Here is an 18570-nt window from a genome sequence, read left to right as displayed (position 1 = left end):
AAATCTATGCTTGGGACACTGAACATCTCGTTGCGGCTGCCCACCGCTGGAGCAAGACCGCCGATCAGTGGGAAAACGTGTTCTTACAGATGCGTAACCAGTCCCTTGCTGTGGTGTGGGACGGTGCTGGCGGTGACGGGCTGCGGGAGCGTACCCGTGCTGACCTCACAAGTGTCAGTGCCAAGGCCGACCAACTACGTCAGGCCAGCAAGATCGCCCGTGACGGTGCGGGAACTATCGGTAGTGTCCAGCGCAGGGTGCTTTATGCCGTTGAGGACGCGCATGACGCGGGTTTTGTTGTCGGTGAAGATCTCTCAGTGGTCGACACTTGGAGCGGTGGCACCGCCGCGGAGCAGGTCGCTCGCCGGGCCCAGGCACAGGCATTCGCCGCTGACATCAGACAACGCGCAACACAACTTATTGGTAGCGAACACGACGTAGCCGCCAAAATCACTACCGCGACAGCTGGAATCGCCCCCACCTTCCCGGAAACACCAACCACACCGCCACATCCCATGATCACGGCCACCGACTACAAAACCTCCCCACCAGGGCATGGGACAGGTGAAGAACCCGGGGGGCCACAGGATCCGAAAGAGTTCTCCCGTTGGTGGAATTCCTTGACCGAGGAGCAGAAAGACCAGGCGTATGCCCGCGATCATGGGATTGGGAATCATCCGGGGATGCCGTTCGATGATAAAACCCGGTTTAACGAGAAACACCTCGACGAATTGACCCGTGACACCACCGCGCGGGTAGAGGCCCTGCAGCACCGCTACGACGAGCTGGCAGCCGCCCAGTACATGGGTGACCCCGATGCCGCCACCGCAGGCCAGCTCGCCGATATGCGTTCACAACTACAGTCAGCCCAGCGTTCCCTCAACCAATACCGTCATGTCGGTGACGCGCTGCAACCCCAAGGCGGGGTGAAACGGTATTTAGGGCTGCTAGACGAGCACGGCCATGCCGCGATCTCAGTGGGTGACCCCGACACCGCCGCCCGCAACGCCACCTTCGTACCCGGCACCGGAGACGACCTCACCCACATCACCGACGCCACCAAACACGCCCAAGACATGTATTTCGCAGCTCTGCGAGCATCGAATGGAGACTTGGACGGGCGGTTGGCGGTGACGACGTGGATGGGTTATGACCGGCCAATGGACCTCGTGGATGCCGCTTTCCCTGACCCGGCCCGCAACGGGGCAGGTGCTTTTGATGCCTTCCAGGACGGGATGCGCGCCTCCCACCAGGGGGCGGCCTCTATCGATACCATCATCGGGCACAGCTACGGCTCCACCCTGGTAGGTGCAGCCGCCACCGAAGGCCATCAACTGGCTGCCGATAACGTGATCGCGGTGGCCAGCCCCGGCATGCTCACCGACCACGCCGCAGACCTGGCCCTCAACCCCGGTGCGCACGTGTATTCGCTACTGGCCGGAAACGACCCCATCGGCCACCTACCGCAACAAATCCTGGGTGCTAATCCAGCCAGTACCGGATTCGGTGCCATCGACCTGCAAGCCGGTCCCGGCCCCGCCGGACCTTGGTACGAACTCGGGCTCTCCGGTGGCGCCCACAGCTCATACTGGGACAAAGGCAACAGGGCACTAGACAACATGGGGGCCATCATCGCCGGGCTACACCCCCCACACCCGATGCCATGACAACCCCCACACCCCCCACCCCACACACCTCCCGCTCACGGGCACGAAGACGCACCACCGTGTGCACAGCAGCAGCGATAGCTGCTGTGCTGCTACTTGTGGTGCCGGTTGCCAGTTGTGCACGGCATCGCCTCGGCCCCCCCGTCCCCGCCGGGGCCACCCCCCTCGATTCAGGAGGATCAATGACCTCGTTTGTGCCTCGTCCCCCCGGCTGGAAACCTCACCTGGAAATCCCCACCAGCCAGAAACAAGCCCAAGACACCATCATCGGCTACCTCCAACAAACCATCAACGCCCTGCCCCCCGGCATCAGCTTCGAGCACAGCCGAGGTTACGGCGGAAGCAGCAGCCCGTGCCAAGACGATCCGGTCCCTGACCCCACATACGCATTCGCGGATTGGCGTTGGGTGGTTATTCCCCCTGGAATCGACCCCACCACAGTCATCACACACGCCGGAAACATCTGGCGAAGCTGGGGCTGGTGGGCAGGCCAACGCGAAGACTGGTCGCGCAAACCCAACCAATTCGGCTACGCCCCCAACGGCTACACCCTACAAATAGAAGCCCCAGGCGAACCGGGAAAGCCCCTAACGATCATCGGCGGGACGCCGTGCTTCCCCGGCGACATCGCCCAAGACAACATCCCCACACCTGATGTCATCACCGCCGACTAAAAACCATCGGCCATTCATAAGCACAGGGAAATGGGCATCAAAATGCCGCACAAAAAAATGGGTTCTGGCCATCGCAGCAATATCTGTGGACCTATGGCTAGCCATCACCGTGTTGACTATTATGCGGACAAACACCGAACCTGGTGTCTCGCCACAGGGCTGCGCTGCTGTTGAGCATTGCCGGCCATCACAGTAGCGATGGTCATTAGTCGTGACGCAGGAGTGCCAGCCGGGTGGCGAGGTCATGGCCTTCCTAGATGTTCTGGGCAATAGGCAATGACGGCGCTGTCGATGGCATTCATTCCGTCGCGAATCGTGAACTCTGCTCGCCAAGCCCAAGCGCAGGCATTCGCCGGCGACATCAGACAACGCGCCACACAACTGATGGGGGTCGAACACGAAGTCGCTGGCAAAATCATGAGCGAGACAGCTGGAATCGTCCCGACCTTCCCCGCAACACCCGAAAACCACACGCCTCACATCCATGTTGTCGACCGGCGCATCCCCATTCCTCAGGGCCCAGGATCGTCACCGCCACCGGTATCACCACCGTTGCCCCCATCGCCGGTGCCGCCGGGCAAGGAATGGCGCTACCACGCAGTCGGGGGCTGGCGACTCGAAGATGGACAGTTCGAGATTCCGACGGGTCGGCCCATGATAGTAGCGGGCAGGTGACTATGAGGACGATCAGAAAGACCTGGTTGTGGGTGTCAACCGCTTTGGTGCTTGTTGTCTGCGGCGGCGCAGCAGCGATCTGGATCGTAAAGAGCAACACCCATACCGCCACTGATGCTGTTGGATCAGCTGATGACTGCGCCATCGTTGCTCAGCTCGGACGGGAATGGATGGAGATGGTTCCGTCGATTAACAATGAGCTGTCGACCGGTCCCGGCGAACACAGCGACATAGTTGCCATAGCTGACCGCGAGTCGGCAATGGGGGACAAGCTGCGGGCCGCAGCGGATTCCGTTTCCACACCAGCCGTGAAAGAGCAGTTAAACAAGTGGGCTGACGGAACTGGGCTCGGTGCGCAACTCCAGGTCGCGTCTCATCGCTGGTGTAAATGGTCACGGGCGTAGGTTCCGTCGCAACCGACGAAAGCTATGAAGGAGGGGCTACGCCCGTGACCAAGCGAGTATCGCCGATTGAGCGTGTGCGTGTTGAGATGGATCAGTTGTTCGCCGCGACCGAGCGGCCGTTGACCGAGATTTTGGAGGAGGTCGGGCGGTTATCGGTGCGTCTGGTGTTTCAGGTCGCCGTGGAGGCCGAGGTAGAAGCAGTGTTGGGCCGAGCCCGTCACCAGCGTCGGGTTCAGGACGGCCCGGGCGGGTACCGCAATGGGTATCAACCGCCGGCGACGGTGAAGACCACGATGGGCTCGGTCGAATTATGCCGCCCGAAACTACGCGACACCGACGAGCGGTTCTGTTCGCGGCTATTCGGTGCCGGGGTGACGCGCACCCACGCTCTGGAGGCGTTGGTGATTTCGGGATGGGTGCGCGGTTTGTCGGATCGCGACATCGAGGCCGCGTTGGCCGAGGTGCTGGGCTCGCAGGCGGCGTTGTCGCGCTCGACGGTGAGCCGGATTTGTGCGGCCATCAAAGACGAGTTCGCTGCGTGGTCGTCTCGACGCCTTGATGAGCTGGTGTTGGACTACCTGTTCTTGGATGCCTCGAACTTTCGGATGCATCCCAACGCCCCGGCCGAGCCGGTGCTGGCCGCCTGGGGCATCTGCACCGACGGCAAGCCCCTGTTTATTGGGCTGGCCCCAGCCGCAGCGGAGTCGGCTGATGCGTGGGCCGACTTCTTGGCTGACCTGAGGAACCGGGGACTACGCCCGCCGCTACTGGGCATCTCCGACGGGGCGCCGGGCCTGATCGCCGCATGGGAGACCACGTTTCCGGCAAGCCTGCGTCAGCGGTGTCTGATCCATCGCTGCCGTAACGTCATCGCCAAGACACCTGTCGCGGTCCAGGACGAGATCAAAGCCGCGTTCTGGTCGATCTTCGATGACATTGACCAGCCACCCGGCCAGCAGGCCGTGGATGAAGCCACCCGCCGCGCCGAGGAGTTCACCACCACATACCGCGGGCTCTACCCAGCCGCGGTCGCTTGCCTGGCCAACGACTTCGCCTCGCTGAGCGTGCATTTGCGCTTCCCCCGCCAACACTGGACACGCATCCGCCATTCCAACCTCATCGAACGCACCTTCGGAGAATCCCGTCGCCGGGTCAAGGTCATCGGCCGCCTACCCGGCGAAACCAGCTGTCTGTCGCTGGTATGGGCCGTCCTCGACCGCGCCAGCCGCGGCTGGCGCGGAGTCACCCAAACATCAGCGACCAGCCGCCACCTCCAAGAACTACGCCACCAACTGCTCGAGCCACCCCGCCCACTGCATCCCCCCACCACAACAACCACGACCGACACCACCGCCGCGTAACATGACCACCAGGAACATGCGCCCAGCGTTTTTACACCAGTCCTAAGACGCCACCCAACTCCAGCGCGACTCGGCTAACCGCCCTCCCGGGACTCCACCGCCGCCTGACGATGACGCAAAACTACTGCGAGTATCCATGATGACCTACGAGGCCACGGGCGCGCTGATGAAGATGTGTCCCGACATGCCCCGGCCCCAAAGCGAGAACTGATCCGGCCAATACAGGTTCCCAGGCGGTGGCGCCTTCGGCTCTCAAGCTCGACGACGAAGCGCCGACGCCGGGGTGTTGGAATTCGCCCTGTGTGGTCGCGGAACATAGCCATAGGCCGACGGCTACGTTGAGGTAGCCCGCTGCCCTGTCGGACCGCTTCAGCCGACAGGCTGATTTCCCTCACCAGGTTAGATGCGACTGTGCGGTACTGTCGCGCCCGTGCCAGATGAAACGGACGGAGGGTCTGTTCAGCCGGGGGAGCAGGCGGACCCGGGTGAGGCCAAGAATTCCCTCCCGCAGGAGCAGGCCGCGGCGCTGCCTTTCCGCGCCGCCGGTGCACGACAGGCGGGCGATACGGCGCAGGCCTCACATCCACGAGATCGGTGGCGCACCGCATGGATTCCGATCATGGTTGTGGCCGCGCTCCTGGTGGGTATTGTCCTCGGCTCTTTTGCGACGTACTTGAACACCACCGATACAGTCCAGGCCCGGCGGGGTCAGGTGCGCGATCCCCATTCGAGTTTCGGCCCTCGCCACGACAAGTACGCTCGCATTCTGAGCGATGCAAAATCCCTGCACAACGAAATCGAATTTTCGGCGGCGTTGTTTCCCGTCCTGAACCAATTTTTCCTCGGCAATGACGTGCTTCCAGAGATGACGATGCCGTCAGAACTGGTACGCGCGGATCGAAGGGAAAAATCAGATCAGCCTTGTGGTCGTGATGTCTACCGAGAGAACTTAGGCGCCCTCCGCCGAGGCTGGCAGTTTCAATACGACTCGTTGGATCGGACGATCTCAGAGTCGGAACTAGTTGTCTCAAAACGGGGGATCGAGTTGGCACGTGCACTACGGGACAAGTATCGCTACGAGTATCGCCAGGCCGTCATCAAAGGATTGGATTCTCTGCCGGAAGAGGTGAAACAGCGGCTGGACATCCCGAGCCTGGCCGATGCGTTTGTTGGTGTTGCGGCGGTTGGAGCCGCGTCGAAGCGATATGATCCCGCGCTGCTGAACAAGTCGACAGATGAGCTGACCGAGCAGCTCATCCAGGTCGCCAGGGAAGCCCACGAAGGTGACGATCGCTAGGCTGGTCGCCGTCGGCCCGATGCAGGTCCGTGCCGTCGTAGAGCTCTGACGAGCGAACGCTGTCGGTGTGGGCGAGAACGCTCCGCTTACGATGACGTAATGCGGATACTGGTCACCGGTGGCGTCCGCTCGGGAAAGTCCAAGCACGCTGAAGGTCTGCTGGCCGATGTCGACGCCGCGGTCTACATCGCGGCCGGCCGCCCCGCCGATGGCAGTGATCCCGACTGGGACGCCCGGGTTGAGCTGCATCGCGCGCGTCGCCCGGCGGCTTGGCTGACGGCGGAAACCGCTGACGTCGCAACCGTTTTGTCCGATACGCGCCTTCCCGTCCTGGTGGACTGCCTGGGCACCTGGCTCACCGGCCTCATGGACCGCGACGAGTTGTGGGATGTGCCGGCCGTCGACGCTTACACTGCCGTCGAGGTACAGCTCGACGCGTTGTGTCGGGCGCTAGCCGGGCTGGCCGATGCGATTGTGGTGACCAATGAGGTGGGTTTAGGTGTGGTGCCTTCTCATCGTTCGGGTGTGCTGTTTCGGGATCTGCTGGGCATGATCAACCAACGCGTGGCAACCGTGTGCGACGAAGTGCATCTGCTCATCGCTGGTCGTGTGCTCAAGTTGTGAGGGTTTCGTCCGGCGCGCAGCTGGTTTTCGGTTCGCTACGGGCCTGGGTTTTCTAGGTCATCGACTGCCTTTTGCGCTCGGTCGAGTGCTTTGCGTAGCTCGGCGATGACCTCCTTGAGTTCAGCCGCGGAATCGCCTCGCCCTGTTGGCGGCGTCGCTGGGGGAGTGAGCCCCGGTGCGGTCGGTTGTGCGGCTTCCAGCAGTGGTGTGGTGGCGTTGTCGCCCCCGGGTGCGGTGGCCGCACTGCCGGTTCCGGGCCCGAATACCTGATCGAGGGCTTCGCCGAGGGTGGGGGCGTAGCCGACGCGCAGTCCGCCATCGGCGCCGGGCGGCCGGAAGCTGACCAAGATCCGCGAAAGTTGGGGAAACGTGGCGCTGTCGGCCGTACCCGAGATCCGTTCGGTGTAGAGCGGTTCCACATAGAGCACGCCCCCGTCGGCGATCGGCAGCGTGAGCAGATTGCCATAGTGGATTCGGTTGGAGCGTTCCAGCAGTGTTCGCTCGGAGGCTACCCGGGTATCGGAGATGATCGAGTTTTGTATTTGTTGCGGCCCCTGCGTCAGGGTGTCTGTGGGCAACTGCAAGACGGTCAGCTTGCCGAAGTTCGCCGGGTCGGAGTCCGCGGAGATGTATGCCGAGAGGAACTCCCGGTTGTAACCGACCATTGCGGTGGCGAGCCGGAAAACCGGCTGTGCGGTCTGTTGGTCGCCAACAAGCACATAAAACGGTGGCTGGGTCGGATTGGTGTCAACTGTCGGGTCGCTCGGCACCGACCAAAAAGCGTTGGTGGTGAAGAATTCCCGTGGCTCGTCGACATGATATTTAGCGAGTAGTTCACGCTGAACTTTGAACAAGTCTTCGGGGTAGCGGAAGTGAGCACGCAGCTCGTCGGAGATTTCTTCTTCGGGCTGCACGCTGCCGGGGAAGATACGCATCCACGCTTGCAGAACCGGATCATCTCGGTCGACCTGATACAGCGTCACGGTGCCGTCGTAGGCGTCGACGGTGGCCTTAACCGAGTTACGGGCATACGACACTTGATTGGGTGATCGCACAACGCCCGTAGCGCTTACCGTGGGCCCCTCAAGAGAGGTGCGCTGGGCGTAGGGGTAGTTGTCCAACGTGGTGTAGGCATCGACGATCCAGACGATCCGTCCGTCAACCACCGCCGGGTAGGAATTCGCGTCGGTAGTCAGCCAGGGCGCGACGCGCTTCACGCGTTCCGTTGGAGCGCGGTGGAAGATCACCCGGGATTGCGACCCGATGTCGCGGGAGAACAGGATCTTGTGCTGGGCGAACTTGGCGGCAAACACGGTGCGGTTGAACCAGTTTCCGATCGGAACCCCGCCGGCTCCAACGTATGTGTACTTCGATGTGTCGGTGTCGTACTCGCGAGGCGCGGAACCTGGGCTGCCCCCGACGATCGCATAATCCGGATCGGCTTGTGCGATCACTTCGCCGAAGTAGATGCGCGGCTGGTCGACCCGGATGAGTTGGTCGCCGGAAGCCTGGGATGCGATGTCGCTGATCGTGTAAATGGGGTACCCGCTGTTGCTGTCGGCTGTGTGCGCCGCGTCTTGAACCGCCGCGTTGACCTGGTTCGCCGGTGCGGCGACAAATCCGTTGCCGTGGGTGTAGACAGTGTGCCGGTTGATCCAGTCGCGTTGATTGCCAGTGAGACTGCTTGGTGACAACTCCCGTACGCCGACGATGTAGTCCTGCAAATCGCCGTTGAGCCGATACCGGTCGATGTCCAAATGTTCGGGGAAACTGTAGAAATTCTTCAGTTGTTGCTGCTGGGTGAAGGTTCGGGAAAGCACATTTGGGTCTAGAAGGCGAACGTTGGCAATCGTGGTCGCGTCCGCGGGAACGTCGTGCGGATGTTTGGTTCCCACACCCGGATAGTCCTGGTACTCGACCCAGTCGCCGTCGAGCCGGTAGGCCTGACGGGTGGCCTCGATATTGCGCTGTATGAACGGTCGCTCCACATCTGCGGCGTTCGGGCGCACCGAGAACTGTTCCATCAGCAGCGGCCAGGCGCCACCGACGAGCAGGGAGGACAGCAGCAGCAATGCTGCGGCCATAGCCGGAATCCGGATGTCGTGCAGGAAAATTGCTGCGATAAAGGAAGCCGCACACAGCGTGGCGATAGCGAGGAGAACGAGCTTGGCGGGCAGCTCGGCATGGATGTCGGTATAGCCAGCGCCAGTGAAGGTCGGTTCTTTGCGGCTTCCCGACAACAGCCAATACCGGTCGAACCAGTAGGCGACGGCTTTCAGCGCGATGAATGTGGCGGCGAGCGCAGCGAGCTGAACCCGCGCCGGCTGGGTGAGCATGCCCTTGCCCGTTGTCAGCCGGAGGCCGCCGAACAGGTAGTGCGTCGCCAGACTCGCAAAGAACGCGAGTAGCACCGCGACGAACAGCCAGTTGAGCACTGAGCGATAGAAAGGCAGTTCGAAGGCGTAGAAGCCGATGTCATGGCCGAACTCGGGGTCGGCGATGCCGAATGAGCCACCATGGAGGAACAGCTGCACGGTTTCCCAGTTCGATTGAGCGACCAGGCCGCTCATTACGCCGATGGTGGCAGCGACGCCCCATGCGATCACTCGCGACCGGCGTATGACGTGAGTTCGATAGGGTTCGATGGGGTCGTGCTCGGTGATGTTCGGCAATAACACCGGCCGCGAGCGATAGGCCAGTACCAGCGCGAGCAGCACAGCGCCGCCCACTACGAGCGATATCACCGCGAAGATCGCTGCCCGGGTCGCCAGCACCGTGGCCCAGACGCGGCGAAAGCCGACTTCCCCGAACCACAACCAGTCGACGTAGGTGTCCAACAGGCGAGGGGCGACGAGCAGTAGCACAAAAAACCCGCCTGCGGCGATGAGCAGGACCCGGCCGCGGTGCGACAGCTGTGGGCGCTTGTCAGGTGCTTGTGTCTCCATGCGCATGCTCCTTTGCATGCCCCGAAGGTCGGCATCGGCCGCGGTGCAGCATCACAGCCAACGCCCCTGCGGCCGCCACCACAACGCACGACCGCTTACCGGCATTGTACTGGTGAAATTTCGCGCAAAGACCCTCGACGGGCAAATCCCTGCGGGCCTACTGGTGCGCCATGATTCGGCGGTACTTGTTTGCCTCCGGTTCGTGGTGACCGACATCGTCATCTTCGAGGTCGATTCGGACCCACCTGAGCGTGCCTTGGAACGCGTTGGCATGACCTTCGGCGTAGTCACTAGTAACAGGCAGGGCCAGATCACGACCGATGTCCAAGGTCTCGTCGGCGGAGAATACGTAGGGAACTGTCCGCTCGATGCGTCCCTCACCGACAAGCTGGTCGCCTACGTAGAGCCGCCCGGTACCGCCGGCTCCGGGCGCCCCGCCTTCGAAAGCGAAGTGATACCTGACGTTAACGACTCCCGTGGGGAGTGGCGCGGTGGATTCGATCGTGGTGTGTTCGCTGTCGAACCAGTTATAGGCATATTTGAGGCGGGAGTTCTTCACATAAAAGCTCCATCCAGCGAATCGGCCTCCTTGGGCGATGAGCACGCCGTCGGTCGCCTTGTCGGACAGTTCGATCTCGGCGGTGATGGTGTGTGAGCGGTTCTTGACGTTGAGGACGGTGTTTTCCATCAGGTGGTCCATGCCTGGGTAGAAGGTCATTGTCGTGCGGCCCCCAGGAAGGTCCGGTCGTCCCGCGAGTGACGCGTTGAACCGCTCGTAGGTGCGGTCGTCGAGTGGAAAGACGTCGTACTTCGACGCCTCGATGAGGAAGAGCTGCTGAAGTTTACGTAGCTTGTCTGGCATTTCGGTAGATAAGTCGCGAGACTGGCTCCAGTCCGTTGTCGTGTCGTAGAGCTCCCACTGGTCGGCGTCGAATGAGGGTCGTTGCCGGGTGATCCACGGCAAGTAGTGGCGGGTGACAGCTGTCCACCCCTGGTGGTAGATGCCCCTGTTGCCGAACATTTCGAAGTATTGGGTGATGTGCCGTTCGGCCGCGTCGGCGTTGTCGAACGTGTATGCCAGAGAACAGCCTTGGATCGGCTTCTGGGATACACCGTTGACCGAGATCGGTTCTGGAAGCCCGGCGGCCTCCAAGATCGTCGGGGCGATGTCGATCACATGGGTGAATTGCGGGCGGACAGTGCCGGCGTCACGCACCGTGGCCGGCCAGCTCAGCGCCATCGAGTTGCGGGTTCCCCCGAAGTGCGAGGCCACCTGTTTGGTGTACTGATACGGGCAGTTCATTGCGTGTGCCCACCCGACCGGATAGTGGTTGAAGGCCATGGGCCCGCCGATATCGTCGATGCGGCTGAGCACTTCGCCAAGACTCTGCGGGATTGCGTTCAGCGCCATCAACTCGTTGAATGTGCCATCTACGCCGCCTTCGGCGCTGGCTCCGTTGTCACCGGCGATATAGATGAACAAGGTGTCGTCGTAGACCCCGATGTCTTCGAGCGTGTCCATGAGGCGCTCGACTTGAGCGTCAGTGTGCTCAGCGAAACCAGCATAAGTCTCCATCAGCCGGGCATACACGGAGCGTTGCGTGTCGTTAAGGTCCGCCCAAGCCGTCACGCCCTCGGGCCGATCAGTGAGTACGGTGTCCTCGGGCACGATGCCGCGCTGCTTCATGTTCGCCAGGGTTTCCTCGCGGACGGTATCCCAACCCCGGTCAAATCGGCCGCGGTAGCGCTCGATGTATTCGGCGGGAACATGGTGTGGTGCGTGGGTCGCGCCGAACGACACGTAGAGGAAAAATGGCTTGTCGGGAGTCATGGTGTGCAGATTCCGGACGTGGGCGATCGCTTTGTCGACCATGTCCTCGGAGAAGTGGTATCCGTCCGCGGCGGTGCCCCACGGCTCGACCGGAGTTGTTCCCTCGTACAAGGTGGGTGCCCACTGATTCGTCTCGCCGCCCACGAATCCGAAGAATCGTTCAAAACCGTCGCCGGTCGGCCATCGATCAAACGGTCCCGAGGCGCTGACCTCCCATGTCGGCGTCTGGTGCATTTTGCCGAATGCCGCCGTGCTGTAGCCGTTGAGCCGCAACATTTCTGCCACGGTGGCCACCGTGTTGGGGCGCACGCTGTCGTTGCCGGGCGCGCCGGTCGCGACTTCACACACCGAACCCATGCCGGCCGCATGGTGGTTGCGGCCTGTTAGCAGCGCTTGCCTGGTGGGAGAACACAGCGCTGTGGTGTGGAATCGGTTGTATGTCAGACCCCGCTGCGCGACACGCTCCATCGCAGGCATCCGGCACGGCCCACCGACCGCGCTCGGCGCGCCCGCACCCATATCGTCGATCAGCACGACCACAACGTTGGGTGCCCCAGCTGGAGGGCGAAGCGGCCGATAGGCAGGAAACTCAGCCTCTCTGGCGTCCAGCGCGATCCTGCCCTTGGCGGGGGTATCCGGAATTGGCAGAACGTGACGGCCGGAGTGCTCAGGCTGCTGCGGCATGTCGGTTTTTCCCTTCGCTTGATCTGCGCGACCAGTTACCGCTCGTCAGATCTTCAAGCCGCGCACCGCACCAAATGGGTCGACAAGTGTCGATTCTGCGAAGCCTAGCCCCGATGCGCCAGCCCGTCTGAGTTTTTCGGCGCCGCAAATATCCAATACCGATTCTCGGTTGCGGTCGACGCTGCAGAAATCGGATTCAGCATCGATTACGAATGCAAATGGTTGCCAGTCATGACCAAGGAAAACAACTTTCAACGAGCGCCATCGCCGCGATGACCGCTGAAATCTGATCCAGCGGCGCATCGGTCGGCAATTGACAGGTTCGCAGCTAACGACGCAGGATGGCGCATGGCCGATCTTGTGCTTGACGGTATCGCTATCGCGGCAGTCGACGACGCTGGCACCGAGTACCGCAGCGGGCACATCGTGGTCTCCGACGGGCTAATTGCGGCAGTCGCCGACGGTCCCGCGCCAACGGTGGTTGGTGCTACGCGCGTTGATGGCCGTGGTTGTCTGGCTACACCGGGCCTTGTCAACACTCATCACCACCTGAGCCAGTGGATCACCCGCGGATACGCCCAAGACGGAACGCTGTTCGAATGGTTGACCACGTTGTATCCACTGTGGGCGAAAATAGATGCAGAGCTTGAACACGCCGCGGCCAGTGCCGCGCTCGCCGCTCTAGCGCTTACCGGCTGCTCGACCACAATGGACCACCAGTACATCTTTCCGTCCGGCGGTGGTGACCTGCTCGGTGCGGAGGTGGCAGCCGCGCAAAAGATCGGCCTGCGTTTTCATCCCAGTCGTGGCTCGATGGACTTAGGCGCCTCGTCCGGCGGCCTGCCGCCCGATGACGTCGTCGAGGGGATCGACGCCATTCTTGGTGCCTACGTCGAAGCGGTGAATACCTACCACGACCCGAGTTTCGGTTCGAAGCTGCAGATCGCGCTGGCGCCGTGCTCACCTAATCGTTTAGTAGGGATTGGTTACCGGTCCGGGTGTTGGTGACCGGGGCCTGTTTCTTGCGGGATCTGCCGTCAGGTGACGTCTGGTGTTCCCGTCGTTCGACGACTTGAGAAAGAGCGGCGCGTCTGGCGGCAGGTCTTGTCGGGTTGGTGGTGAGATTCCGTTGCCCGAGCCCGTCGCAGGGGTGACTTCCTGATGGTTGTTCTCGAGCCTTGAGCTCTTCGACAGAACGAAGTCCTGCGATGTGCTGGAGTCACGGACGGCTAGTGAGATGACGGACCTTGGAGTCCCGCGATTAGGGCGCCGCGTGAGTCCACCGGTAACGGCGCAACCATCCACCGACGAAAAAGTGAGGACGTCTTGGGCTTGTTTTGTGGAATCGACTGGGCTACTGAGCATCACGATGTTGCTGTGGTTGATGACGACGGGAGGGTGGTAGCCCGTGCACGGCTGGGCAATGATGCGGCCGGGTTCGCGCAGCTGTTGACGTTGCTGGCTGAGGCCGGTGACAGTGCCGCTGATCCGATACCAGTGGGGATGGAAACTGATCGTGGCCTGTGGGTGGCGGCGCTGCGAGAAACTGGCCGGGTGATTTATCCGATCAACCCGTTGGCGGCTTCGCGGTATCGGGCACGGTATGCGGTGTCGGGGGCCAAATCCGATGGTGCCGACGCGGTGCTGCTGGCCAATATTGTGCGCACCGACCCCGGCGCGCACCGCCCATTGCCCGCCGACACCGAGTTGGCCCAGGCGATCCGGGTGCTGGCCCGCGCTCAGCAAGACGCGGTATGGGCACGTCAACACATCGGCAACCAGATTCGCGATGTGCTCAAAGATTTCTACCCGGCGGCCATCACCGCGTTCGCCGACCTGCCCGAGGGCGGGCTGGCTCGTCGAGATGCGCGCACCATCTTGGCTGCTGCACCAACCCCCACCCAGGCGACCAAGCTGACCCCGGCCCGACTGCGCCGACTGCTGGCCAAGGCCGGCCGCCGCCGCCATCTCGACCGTGACATCGAACGGTTGCGGGAGGTGTTCACCGACACCTACCTGCACCAACCACCGGTCGTGGAGAACGCGATGGGTATCCAATTGGCAGGGCTGCTGGGTCAGTTCGAGGCTGCCTGCACCACTGCTGCTGATCTCGCCGAGGCGGCAACCGCCCATTTTGAGCAGCACCCGGACTCCACGATCATCACCAGCTTCCCCGGACTGGGGAACCTGGCCGGTGCCCGGGTACTCGCCGAGATCGGTGATGACCGCGCCCGCTTCACCGACGCCCGCGGACTGAAAGCATTCGCCGGAGCCGCGCCGATCACCCGCGCCAGCGGCAAGAAAACCCTCGTGTTGCACCGCCATATCAAGAACCGGCGCCTGGCCGCCGTGGGTCCCATCTGGGCTTTGGCATCGCTGCGCGCCTCGCCGGGCGCCCGTCGCCACTACGACACCCGCCGCGCCGCAGGAGACTGGAACCACCAAGCCCAACGACATCTGTTCAACAAATTCCTCGGCCAACTCCACCACTGCCTGCAAACCGGCCAGCACTACACCGAACATCTAGCCTTTCCACCTCCTCCCTCGCTCGTGGCTTGACTTTTAACTTCGTGAGATGTCTAATCGGATCCTCACCAGTGACCACGGCCTGAGAGTAGGCGTGTTAGTCAACGACTTCGGTGCGATCAACATCGATGCCGATCTCGTCGTCGACGTCGACGATGAGGTGATCAGCCTGGCCAACGGATGTGTCTGCTGTCAGATTCGCGACGATTTAGTAGGCGCTGTCGCCCGACTCCTGTCGACGGATCAACCGCCTGAGTACATCGTGCTGGAGGCAAGCGGTGTCGCCGATCCGCTCGGCATCTGGGTGACGTTCAACGATTCCGCCCATGCCGACAAGGTTCGCCTCGACAGCGTGACGTGTGTGGTCGACGCCGACCAGGCCTTTGCCCACATCGAGGATGCGCCAGGACTTGCGATGCTGAAGTTGCGTCAGGTCGGCACAGCCGATCTGGTCATCGTGAACAAGGTAGATCTTGCCGGGCCTGCCCAGACCGCTCTGGTGCGGTCGTGGATCAACCACAATTTGCGCCGCGTGCGCATCCTCGAAGCCAACTATTGCGAGGTGCCTTTCGAGGTCTTGCTTGGTGTAGGCCGCTTCGACGCATCCCGGCATGTTGTCGTCGAGGCCGTGGACGGCGATCATAACCACGGTCGTGACTTTGAGACCTGCAGTTACGAGTCAGACAGGCCACTGTCACTGGATGCGTTGGAGCAGACGGTTCGCCGCGAGCTTCCCGGCTCGGTCTATCGCTGCAAAGGCATCATCTACGCCGCCGATCATCCCGACACTCGCGTGGTGCTGCAGACGGTGGGGCGCAGGTTAGAAATCTCGTTGCTTGACCCTTGGGGGTCGCGTGTCGCGCGGACTCGCATCGTGGCGATCGGTGCACGGGGCGCCGTCGACGCCGAAACGTTGCGCAAGGCCTTCGATGCCTGCCATGCCAACGTCTGAGCCGAGTTTCGTACTAGGGGCAGCACCCGGGGTCCAAGACCGCGCACAATGCCTTGACCGCGTCGCGGTGCGGTCGATGGTAGACGTTCATACCCCGGCGTTCCGAGTCGACCAGGCCGGCCCGTCGCAGCTGGCTCAGGTGGTGGCTTACGGTCGATTCGGTCAAATCAAGGGCCACGGCCAAAGCGCCGCTGTTTTCTTCACCGGCTGAAGAGCTGAACAGGTACGACATGATCTTGACGCGGGCGGGATCAGCTAGTGCCTTGAGCCGCAGCGCGACGTGCAGCGCGTCTTCGTCGGTCATCGGCCCGGCCGCCACCGGCGCGCAGCACACCGGCGCGGACATATCGATCATCGGCAGGGCCTTGGGCATAGCGCCAACCCTGCCTCAATCATTGACTTATGTCAAAAAGGTGGCATCCTGGGGGTGCGGTAATTCGATATAAGTCACATAAGCAAGGAGGGTCATGTCATGTCCCGCATACAACTCGCCCTGAACGTCGACGACCTCGACGCCGCGGTCGTTTTCTACTCGGCGCTGTTCAATTCCGAACCCGCAAAGGTCAAGCCTGGGTACGCCAACTTTGCGATCGCCGAGCCGCCGCTGAAGTTGGTACTCGTTGAAAACCCTGGTCGCGGCGGTACGGTCAACCACCTTGGCGTTGAAGTTGAGTCCAGTGACGCGGTACGCGCCGAGATCGCCAGGCTCGGTAGGGCGGGCCTGGTCACCGACGAGGAGATTGGCACCACCTGTTGCTATGCCACCCAGGACAAGGTCTGGGTGGCCGGACCCGCCGGGGAGAGGTGGGAGGTCTACACCGTTTTGGCGGATTCGGAGACGTTCGACAGTGGTCCCCAGCGTGTGGAGGCGGGCGTCGCCAACGGGGATGTCTGCTGCGGGGGTGCCGCCGACGGCGTCGAGCCGGTCGAGGTCGGCGCGCGTTGTTGTTGAGGGAGGCGGTTGCGGCCGGACGCATTGTCGACACGGATGTTCGTCGTGCCCATGGATTCGATATGTGTCAATATAGACCTATGTCGAAATCAGAGTGGTCGTTGACCAATGCGTCCGACTGCGAGTTTGTTCAGCTGGTGCGTGAACCGCTCGCTGCCGAGGCGGCCGACGAAGCGGCTGCCATTCTGAAGGCGCTGGCCGACCCAGTGCGATTGCGGTTGTTCAGTTCGGTCGCGAGCCATGCCGGTGGCGAGGCCTGTGTCTGTGACATCTCCGCAGACATCGACGTTTCCCAACCCACTATTTCGCACCATTTGAAGGTGCTGCGTGACGCCGGACTTCTGGTCGCGGAGCGCCGCGCGTCCTGGGTCTACTACTCCATAGTTCCCGAAACGATCAGAAAGTTGTCAGCCCTGCTCAGCATTGCCGACAGGCCGTCAAATGAAGGGGTGCGCGCATGACCGACATCGATACTGACACCGCCACCGATGCAGGTCTTGTCGAGAAGCTGTCGCTGCTAGATCGCTTTCTTCCGGTCTGGATCGGGATCGCGATGGCGATGGGGCTGCTGTTGGGCCGGCTGATACCCGGCTTGAACACCGCGCTGAATCACGTTGAGATCGACGGGATTTCACTGCCGATCGCCCTGGGTCTGCTGATCATGATGTATCCGGTGCTAGCGAAGGTTCGTTACGACCGGCTCGACACGGTCACCGGGGACCGTCGACTGTTGATCGGCTCGGTGGTGTTGAACTGGGTGCTTGGCCCGGCCGTGATGTTCGCGTTGGCTTGGCTGCTGCTGCCGGACCTGCCGGAATACCGCACCGGTTTGATAATCGTCGGCTTGGCCCGCTGCATCGCGATGGTGATTATCTGGAATGACCTGGCTTGCGGCGACCGCGAGGCTGCCGCGGTCCTGGTCGCCCTGAACTCGGTCTTCCAGGTGGTGATGTTCGCGGTGCTCGGCTGGTTTTATTTGTCGGTGCTGCCGGGCTGGCTCGGTCTGGAACAGACCACCATCTCGACATCCGCATGGGAAATTGCCAAGTCGGTGCTGATCTTCCTGGGCATCCCGCTGCTGGCCGGCTATCTGTCCAGGCGGCTGGGGGAAAAGGCTAAGGGCCGGCTTTGGTATGAGTCGAGCTTCCTGCCCAGGATTGGGCCGTGGGCGCTCTACGGACTGCTGTTCACCATCATCATCTTGTTCGCGCTGCAGGGTGACCAGATTGCCAGTCGCCCGCTGGACGTCGCCCGCATCGCGCTGCCCCTGCTGGCCTACTTCGCCATCATGTGGGGTGGGGGATACTTGCTCGGCGTCGGTCTGGGTCTCGGCTACCCGCGCACCACCACGCTGGCTTTCACCGCCGCCGGGAATAACTTCGAACTCGCCATCGCCGTGGCCATCGCCACGTACGGGGCTACTTCCGGCCAGGCGCTGGCCGGCGTCGTCGGGCCACTGATTGAGGTGCCGGTCCTGGTCGCGCTCGTGTATGTCTCACTCGCACTACGGGCGCGCTTCGCCGTCGCCGAAAGCACCGCGCCGTGACGGCTGCCAACCCAAGCGTGCTGTTTGTCTGCGTCAAGAACGCAGGAAAATCACAAATGGCTGCTGGGCTTATGCGCAAAGCCGCCGGTGCCTTGGTGGAGGTCCACTCGGCGGGCACGCGCCCCGGAACCGCGCTCAACGCGCTTTCGGCCGAATCGCTGGCCGAGGTCGACATCGACATCTCCGGCGAGCATCCGAAACCCATTGATCCCGATCTCCTGCGGCGGGTCGACCGGGTGATCGTCCTTGGCCGTGAAGCCCGCGTCGAGCCGCCTACTGGCGTTCAGCTCGACATATGGCTCACCGATGAACCCTCCGAGCGCGGCATCGACGGTATTGAGCGGATGCGCTTGGTCCGCAACGACATCGCTCGCCGGGTCGACGACCTCTACCGCGACCTCGTCGCCGGGCTCGACTGAGCGTCAGGCGGCG

The 18570-nt window shown here is 62.3% G+C and carries 14 protein-coding genes and 2 pseudogenes; 12 read left to right on the top strand and 4 right to left on the bottom strand.

Annotated features, from left to right (window positions below; genetic code table 11):
- The first annotated feature begins 89 nt into the window (after positions 1-89).
- The 6 genes from ACO07W_RS04930 to ACO07W_RS04905 all read left to right on the top strand — a co-directional run bounded on the left by ACO07W_RS04930 (position 90) and on the right by ACO07W_RS04905 (position 6702).
- The gene (locus ACO07W_RS04930; protein WP_421841282.1) at positions 90-1667 is read left to right on the top strand and encodes an alpha/beta hydrolase; all 1578 of its coding nucleotides are present in this window, start codon (positions 90-92) and stop codon (positions 1665-1667) included.
- Positions 1668-1849: 182 nt separating this feature from the next.
- Positions 1850-2341 (top strand): hypothetical protein, encoded by a 492-nt coding sequence (locus ACO07W_RS04925; protein ID WP_421841280.1) that lies wholly within the window; start codon positions 1850-1852, stop codon positions 2339-2341.
- A 677-nt stretch (positions 2342-3018) separates the two neighbouring features.
- Positions 3019-3420, top strand: a complete 402-nt coding sequence (locus ACO07W_RS04920; RefSeq protein ID WP_421841278.1) for a hypothetical protein — start codon at positions 3019-3021, stop codon at positions 3418-3420.
- An 86-nt stretch (positions 3421-3506) separates the two neighbouring features.
- Positions 3507-4781: an IS256 family transposase gene (locus tag ACO07W_RS04915; RefSeq protein WP_421840071.1), complete on the top strand. Its 1275-nt coding sequence runs from the start codon at positions 3507-3509 to the stop codon at positions 4779-4781.
- Between the two features lie 403 nt (positions 4782-5184).
- Positions 5185-6078: a hypothetical protein gene (locus tag ACO07W_RS04910; RefSeq protein ID WP_421841276.1), complete on the top strand. Its 894-nt coding sequence runs from the start codon at positions 5185-5187 to the stop codon at positions 6076-6078.
- 99 nt (positions 6079-6177) lie between these two features.
- Complete coding sequence (locus ACO07W_RS04905) at positions 6178-6702, top strand: bifunctional adenosylcobinamide kinase/adenosylcobinamide-phosphate guanylyltransferase (protein ID WP_421841274.1); 525 nt, start codon at positions 6178-6180, stop codon at positions 6700-6702.
- Positions 6703-6737: 35 nt separating this feature from the next.
- Here the strand turns inward: ACO07W_RS04905 and ACO07W_RS04900 are convergent, their stop codons facing one another.
- The 3 genes from ACO07W_RS04900 to ACO07W_RS04890 all read right to left on the bottom strand — a co-directional run bounded on the left by ACO07W_RS04900 (position 6738) and on the right by ACO07W_RS04890 (position 12417).
- A complete protein-coding gene (locus tag ACO07W_RS04900) occupies positions 6738-9647 on the bottom strand; it encodes a UPF0182 family protein (protein ID WP_421841272.1) in 2910 nt (969 codons plus the stop codon).
- A 157-nt stretch (positions 9648-9804) separates the two neighbouring features.
- Complete coding sequence (locus ACO07W_RS04895) at positions 9805-12162, bottom strand: arylsulfatase (RefSeq protein WP_421841270.1); 2358 nt, start codon at positions 12160-12162, stop codon at positions 9805-9807.
- Positions 12163-12207: 45 nt separating this feature from the next.
- Positions 12208-12417, bottom strand: a complete 210-nt coding sequence (locus ACO07W_RS04890; protein ID WP_421841268.1) for a hypothetical protein — start codon at positions 12415-12417, stop codon at positions 12208-12210.
- Between the two features lie 93 nt (positions 12418-12510).
- Here ACO07W_RS04890 and ACO07W_RS04885 point away from each other — a divergent pair.
- From ACO07W_RS04885 to ACO07W_RS04875, 3 genes and pseudogenes are all read left to right on the top strand, one after another.
- Positions 12511-13143: pseudogene (locus ACO07W_RS04885) on the top strand (amidohydrolase family protein); the annotation flags it as partial.
- A 351-nt stretch (positions 13144-13494) separates the two neighbouring features.
- Positions 13495-14721, top strand: a complete 1227-nt coding sequence (locus ACO07W_RS04880) for an IS110 family transposase (protein WP_421845748.1) — start codon at positions 13495-13497, stop codon at positions 14719-14721.
- Positions 14722-14737: 16 nt separating this feature from the next.
- Positions 14738-15640: a CobW family GTP-binding protein gene (locus ACO07W_RS04875; protein ID WP_421841266.1), complete on the top strand. Its 903-nt coding sequence runs from the start codon at positions 14738-14740 to the stop codon at positions 15638-15640.
- Between the two features lie 13 nt (positions 15641-15653).
- On the opposite strand, the gene ACO07W_RS04870 is transcribed toward ACO07W_RS04875, so the two are convergent.
- A complete protein-coding gene (locus ACO07W_RS04870) occupies positions 15654-16013 on the bottom strand; it encodes an Rv2640c family ArsR-like transcriptional regulator (protein WP_421841264.1) in 360 nt (119 codons plus the stop codon).
- A gap of 99 nt (positions 16014-16112) precedes the next feature.
- Between ACO07W_RS04870 and ACO07W_RS04865 the strand changes: the two genes are divergently transcribed.
- The 3 genes and pseudogenes from ACO07W_RS04865 (at position 16113) to arsB (ending at position 18557) form a co-directional block, all read left to right on the top strand.
- The gene (locus tag ACO07W_RS04865) at positions 16113-16592 is read left to right on the top strand and encodes an ArsI/CadI family heavy metal resistance metalloenzyme (protein WP_421841262.1); all 480 of its coding nucleotides are present in this window, start codon (positions 16113-16115) and stop codon (positions 16590-16592) included.
- 80 nt (positions 16593-16672) lie between these two features.
- A complete protein-coding gene (locus ACO07W_RS04860) occupies positions 16673-17053 on the top strand; it encodes an ArsR/SmtB family transcription factor (RefSeq protein WP_421841260.1) in 381 nt (126 codons plus the stop codon).
- Positions 17050-18557 (top strand): annotated as a pseudogene (gene arsB / locus ACO07W_RS04855) (ACR3 family arsenite efflux transporter). Before ACO07W_RS04860 ends, arsB begins: the two are co-directional and overlap by 4 nt.
- Positions 18558-18570 lie beyond the last annotated feature (13 nt).

The sequence above is a fragment of the Mycobacterium sp. genome, from assembly GCF_965230835.1.
In the GTDB taxonomy this organism is placed as follows: Bacteria; Actinomycetota; Actinomycetes; order Mycobacteriales; family Mycobacteriaceae; genus Mycobacterium.
The sequence above is the reverse complement of the archived record's forward strand: the minus strand, read 5'-3'. Positions and strand labels throughout refer to the sequence as shown.